The organism is Clostridium ragsdalei P11 (assembly GCF_001675165.1).
Lineage (GTDB): Bacteria > Bacillota > Clostridia > Clostridiales > Clostridiaceae > Clostridium_B > Clostridium_B ragsdalei.
The window spans coordinates 234,822-240,821 of the sequence record NZ_LROS01000033.1; the positions used below are offsets into that span (position 1 = coordinate 234,822).

At 29.2% G+C, this 6,000-nt stretch carries 7 protein-coding genes; 6 read left to right on the plus strand and 1 reads right to left on the minus strand.

Annotated elements, in window-relative coordinates; all coding sequences use genetic code 11:
* Nucleotides 1–41 precede the first annotated feature (41 nt).
* From CLRAG_RS14415 to CLRAG_RS14430, 4 genes are all read left to right on the plus strand, one after another.
* On the plus strand, nt 42–416 hold the full coding sequence (locus tag CLRAG_RS14415; protein WP_065079061.1) for a response regulator transcription factor: 375 nt from the start codon (nt 42–44) through the stop codon (nt 414–416).
* Nucleotides 409–1,047 (plus strand): chemotaxis protein CheC, encoded by a 639-nt coding sequence (locus tag CLRAG_RS14420; RefSeq protein WP_065079062.1) that lies wholly within the window; start codon nt 409–411, stop codon nt 1,045–1,047. The genes CLRAG_RS14415 and CLRAG_RS14420 overlap by 8 nt, the downstream gene beginning before the upstream one ends.
* Nucleotides 1,040–1,984, plus strand: a complete 945-nt coding sequence (locus tag CLRAG_RS14425; protein ID WP_065079063.1) for a GGDEF domain-containing protein — start codon at nt 1,040–1,042, stop codon at nt 1,982–1,984. Before CLRAG_RS14420 ends, CLRAG_RS14425 begins: the two co-directional genes overlap by 8 nt.
* 340 nt (nt 1,985–2,324) lie before the next feature.
* On the plus strand, nt 2,325–3,455 hold the full coding sequence (locus CLRAG_RS14430; RefSeq protein ID WP_065079064.1) for a THUMP domain-containing class I SAM-dependent RNA methyltransferase: 1,131 nt from the start codon (nt 2,325–2,327) through the stop codon (nt 3,453–3,455).
* Nucleotides 3,456–3,503: 48 nt separating this feature from the next.
* Here the strand turns inward: CLRAG_RS14430 and CLRAG_RS14435 are convergent, their stop codons facing one another.
* Nucleotides 3,504–4,151, minus strand: a complete 648-nt coding sequence (locus CLRAG_RS14435) for a TetR/AcrR family transcriptional regulator (RefSeq protein WP_242872151.1) — start codon at nt 4,149–4,151, stop codon at nt 3,504–3,506.
* A gap of 181 nt (nt 4,152–4,332) precedes the next feature.
* Between CLRAG_RS14435 and CLRAG_RS14440 the strand changes: the two genes are divergently transcribed.
* Both CLRAG_RS14440 and CLRAG_RS14445 read left to right on the plus strand, forming a co-directional pair.
* Nucleotides 4,333–5,607, plus strand: a complete 1,275-nt coding sequence (locus tag CLRAG_RS14440) for an efflux RND transporter periplasmic adaptor subunit (protein ID WP_065079066.1) — start codon at nt 4,333–4,335, stop codon at nt 5,605–5,607.
* A gap of 14 nt (nt 5,608–5,621) precedes the next feature.
* Nucleotides 5,622–6,000 (plus strand): efflux RND transporter permease subunit (locus tag CLRAG_RS14445; RefSeq protein WP_167351575.1); only part of this gene is annotated, 379 nt, incomplete at its 3' end.

Below are 6,000 nucleotides of genomic sequence, written 5' to 3' on the forward strand. Positions count from 1 at the left end.
TTATTTTTATTTTAAGGTTACTGGGGGGAATAAAAGTTATTATGTTAAAGATTCTAATTGTTGATGATTCTAACTTTTCTCAAAAGATAATATCTAATTTATTAAAAAGTTTTTTGGATAATGCTGAGTTCTTTTTTGCAAGTGATGGAAGAGAAGGCTTTAGCAAATACAAAGAAATTAAACCGGATTATGTATTTGTAGATTTGTTGATGCCAAATGTAAATGGTAAAGAGTTGATAAAATTAATAAAAGAATATGATGCTAGTTGTAAAATAATTGTTATTTCTGCAGATGTACAAAAAAACGTAAGAGAAGATATGGAATCATATAACATAATGTACTTTATAAATAAACCGTTTAATCAGGAAAAAGCAAAGTTCATATGTGATAAAATGAGGAATGATAAAAATGAATAGTAATGCCTTAAGATATGATATATTAAGGGAATTATTTAATATTAGTATTGGCAAGGCTGCAAGTATTCTTTCGGAAATAACAAATAAAAAGATTTTGTTAGATGTTCCTAATATAGAAATATTAAATTCTCAAGATGAAAAATTTAAAATAAATGGATATTTACCTGATAAAATAGATGGAACATTAATGGTATCTTCTATTTCTTTTGAAAAAAAATTAAAAGGAAAAGCAAATTTAATCTTTCCGGCTAAAAAAATGAGAACTTTTATAAATCTTTGCTTAAACGAGGAACAAGAAAATAGTGAATATTATGATATGAATTTTACAGACATAGATTTTGATACTGTTAAAGAAATAGGAAATATAATTTTAAATTGTATCTTAGGTGAAGTTGGGAACTATTTAAATATCAACTTAACATATACTTTACCGGAAGTAAAAGTATTTAATGTAATAGATTTTAGCAAAGACATTAAAAATGAAAGTTATATGTATACCTTGGTTTTATACATAACTTTTCTCATAGATGATGTGGAAATAGAGGGTGCTGTAATAATTGATTTAACATTAAAATCCTTAAATGAATTGATGAAAAAAATTGATAAAGTAAGGGATGAACTTTATGAATAGAATTTTATTTGATGCTCTGGATAATGTTAATGAAGGAGTAGTAATTTTAAATGAGCAATTTAAAATTTTATTTTGGAACAGTTATATGGAACATATAACTGGAATTGGAACAAAGTATATTATAGGTAAAAGTATTTATAAAGCACTACCAAGTTTTAATAGAAATTATTTTAATGAATCTATAAAGTCTTTAATGAATAATGAATATAGACTGTTTTTTTCAGCCACCATGCATAAGGATCTAGTTAATGATAATGGAAAATTTAATTTAAAGATAAGCAAGTTAGAAGAAGGCAAATCGAGGTTCCTATTTTTGGAGTTTATTAACGTTACCAATGAATTTGAGAGAGTTAATCAATTAAAATTATATATCAATAAATTATTTCTTTTAAATAAAGAACTAAAGGATAAAGAAAAAGTTATTAGAAATTTGGCTTATTATGATAAATTAACAGGGTTGGGAAACAGGGTGTTATTTTATGAAATTGCAGAGAAAATACTTGACAGTTGCCGTAGAAATAACAATATGTTAGGGCTAATGTTCATAGATGTAGACAATTTTAAAAGTATTAATGATACCTATGGACATACGACTGGTGACAACGTTCTCGCCAAGGTGGCAGATATATTGAAGAAAGCTACGAGAAAAAATGATGTAATTGCTAGATTTGGTGGAGATGAATTTTTAGTATTGCTGCCAGATATAAAAAATTTTAATAATTATAAAATAATACATTCTAGGATTATAAATACTAAAAAGAGAATTATAAATTTAGGTGGTAATAAAATAAATATATCTCTTAGTACTGGAGTTAGTTTTTATCCTCAGGATGGCAAAAGTATTGATGAACTTATAATAAAGGCTGATAAGGCAATGTATATTGCAAAAAACGTAGATGGAAATGATAACTGTTTTTGCAGTAAATATATTGTGTAAGATTAGTATTTAAGTTAGAAATTAATAGTTAAGAATGAAGAATTAATAGTTAATGTGGATTTTTTTCCGTTACACTACAAAAAATCTTTGATTAAGCTTTTCACCACTCGTTTTGCTAAAGCGAAACATTGCTGATTTATATAAATTTAAAGATTTTTTGTGACAGCTAAAAATCATCTTTCACTATTAATTTTTCATTATTAATTCTTAATTTGCTAAGCTTTGCTTCGCAAGTTTTTTATATTAAGTCAAAATTTTATATGTGGGAAAGTTGAGTTTCTATATAAATTAAAACTACATTTGATATAATAACTATAGGACTTAAAAGTGGAGGATAAAAATGGATTATACTTTAATTGCAACATCAACTTTTGGACTTGAGTCCATAGTGGCTAAAGAACTTAAAAACTTAGGATATGATGATTTAAAATTGGAAAATGGTAAAGTTACTTTTCCTGGAGATGAGATGGATATAGTTACCTGTAACTTGTGGCTTAGAACTGCAGACAGGGTACTTATAAAAATGTCAGAATTTAAAGCTGAAAGTTTTGAAGAACTTTTTCAAGGAACACTTGCTGTAGATTGGGGAAGCATAATGCCTGAAAATGCGTTTATGCATGTAACTGGGAAATCTATAAAATCGAAACTACATAGCGTGCCGGATTGCCAGTCAATAGTTAAAAAAGCTGTTATTGAATCTATGAAAAAAAAGTATAACAGAGAGAAATTTAGTGAAGATGGAGTAGAATATAAAATAGAAGTAGCAATATTAAAGGATATAGTAACTTTAACTGTGGATACTTCCGGCGAAGGACTTCACAAGAGGGGATATAGGAAAAACTCAGGTGGAGCACCTATGAAAGAAACTTTAGCAGCAGCTTTAGTTCTCTTGAGCAAATGGGAGCCTTCTAGAGTACTCGTAGATCCTATGTGTGGTTCTGGAACTATTGCCATTGAAGCTGCTATGATAGGAAAAAATATAGCACCAGGTTTAAATAGGAACTTTGTGTCGGAAAAATGGGGTATAATTCCTCATGATTTATGGGAGGATTTGAGAAAGCATGCTAGAAATTCTATAAATAATAAAGAGTTTAAAATTTTAGCTTCAGATATAGATGGCTGGGTAATTAAAACCGCAAAAGATAATGCTAAAAAAGCAGGAGTGGCAGAACAAATTGAATTTCAAAAAATTCCTGTGCAAAATTTCAGTTCAAAAAAGAAATATGGGTTTATAATAAGTAATCCACCCTATGGCGAAAGACTTGGAGATGTTAAAGAAGTGGAGAAACTTTATGAGGATATGGGCAGTGTATTTTCAAAACTTCAAAATTGGTCTTATTTTATAATAACCGCTCATGATGGATTTGAAAAACATTTTGGAAAAAAATCAGATAAGAATAGGAAACTATATAATGGCAAATTAAAATGTTATTATTATCAGTATTTTGGAGAGGAGCCAAAACATAATTAACTGCCTAACGTATATAAAATGACTTATATATCTTTTATTATGTATAAGTCATTTTTGCTTTATCCCATTTAGTAGTAAGTCACAATATTTTTCTGTGATTTCACTTATAGATTTTTCATGTTTTTTATATGCCGCATACCCTTTGGAAAATTCCACTTCTGGTATATTGAGTCTTTCCATAATGAAATCCCTGAGAAGTACCATATTTCTAAATATATAAAATATCATAATATTTTTATCTAAATCCCTACGTATCAATTTTTTATCCTGAAATATATCTATTATATCTATAAATTCTTTTCGATTTACTGGTAAGTATGACTTAAATTGTTTACTTTTACAGGCATGAAAAAGAAAGCTAGCATAGTTATAATACATAAAATCAAATTCCAATACATGTAGTACAAGTTTTTTTGACAACGTTAGGGCATCTAAATGCTCTTCTTCTGGTTTAAAGTTGGTTATATAAGATAACTGCTTGCTTAAAGTATAGTCAATAAGAAAGATATATAGGTCTGTTTTGTTACTAAAATATCTGTAGAAGCTTCCCTTAGCAACTTTTAAATTAGTTATAATTCTATTTAAAGAAGATGAATCAAAATCGTGATTTGCAAATTCATCGATGGATACTTTTATAATTTCTTCCTGCCGTTCTTTAGGTAAATTAAAAAAAGTTTTATTAGGCAAGGTTATCACCCCTAATTTTATAATTAATGCAATTTAAGTAATCGGCTTCCAATTGTGTAATCGTCTCAATAATAATTATAACATTTATAAAAAAGTTTTCTAGTATTGACAGTAAAAGTACGTAGGTGGTATAATTTATTGAATTGACCACACGGTCGCGACTTATCATTCTTATATTAGGAGGTGCATTATGCCAAACAAAGTTCTTAATGTTATAAGAGAAAAGGTACCTAATGATGTTTCAAGAAAAAAAGTACCTATTATTTGTTTAGTTGTTGTAGTTATTATTGCATTAACAGCGTATTTTACAGCTTTTTCAAAGAGTAAAGAAAAAGAGACTACTGCTAGAAGTTATCCGGTAAAAACTGCTGAAATTAAAAGCGGAAGTTTTCCTATGACACTCCAATATGAAGGATTAACAGGAGGCAGTGAAGTTAGAAAATTATCTTTTAAGAGCTCAGCTAAAATTTCAAAGATATATGTATCAAAAGGCCAGCATGTAAAAAAAGGTGAAAAGTTAGCAGACCTTGATAAAACTGATTTGAATTTTGCAGTACAAGCTGCTAAATCTCAAATGGATACAGCTTCGGCACAATATAGTAAAGCAGTAAACGGAGCACAGCAGGAAGATATAAATAAAGCTCAAATAGCTGTACAAAATGCACAGGATAACAATAATTATTATAAGGATTTATATGATAAATATATCAAATTAAATCAATCGGGAGCTATTTCAAATCAACAGTTAAATGATACAAAACTTCAGGTAGACAGTACTCAGAATGCATTAAACAGTGCCCAGCAAAGTCTACAGCAGCTTCAGAATGGATCTAGGCAAGAAGATAAACAAGCAGCCCTAGATCAGCTAAATACAGCAAAAGCTGACTATGACTCAAAACAAAGTTTACTTAATGATGCTACTATGACTGCAGATATGGACGGTTATGTTGTTGATGTGTTAGGTAAAGAAGGAGAAATGCAGCAGGCAGGTGGCCCTGTAATATTATTTAGAAGTGAAAATCAAGTTATTACAGTAGGTCTATCTCAAGATGATGTAAAGAAAGTAAAAGTTGGGACAAAGGCGCAAGTAAATATTGGAGACGATAAAGCACAAGGAGAAATTATAAATATAGTCCAAATGGCAGATAGTAAATCTGGAACATATAGTGCTGAAATCAAGCTGTCTACGGCTATAGATGCCAGTAAATATTATGTAGGTGAAACTTCAACAGTTTACATAGACATGGGTCAAACGAATTCTATATCCATTCCAATTAGTTCAGTTTTAAATGATGGGGAAGATTATGTTTATGTAGTTGAGAACGGACATGCTGTTAAGAAAAATATAACTTTAGGTGATACTGATGAGGATAAAGTTTCAGTAGATGGTCTAAAAGATGGAGATGAACTTATAGTTCAAGGAATGAAGAACTTAAAATCAGGATATAAAGTTACAGTTAAATAGAAGGAGAATATAATATGGGATTAATTAAAGCAGCTATAAAAAATAAAAAAATTGTATTATTTCTAGTGGCTATAATTATAGTTAGTGGCTTTTACTGTTATAGTGGAATCTCAAAACAGGAAACCCCAGATGTTGCATCTCCAGCAGCTATGATTACTACAGTTTATCCAGGTGCTTCACCTAGCGATATAGAAAAGTTGGTTACTAAAAAGGTTGAGCAGAAAGCTGAGGAAGTTGATGGATGTGACTATGTACAATCTTATTCGGAAAGCAATGCATCAATAGTTATACTCTATTTAAACAATGATGCTGATGAAGATAAATCTTGGAGAGATTTAAGAGATAAGATAAAGGATTTAAAATCTGACCTTCCAAGTGGATGTAATGATAGTG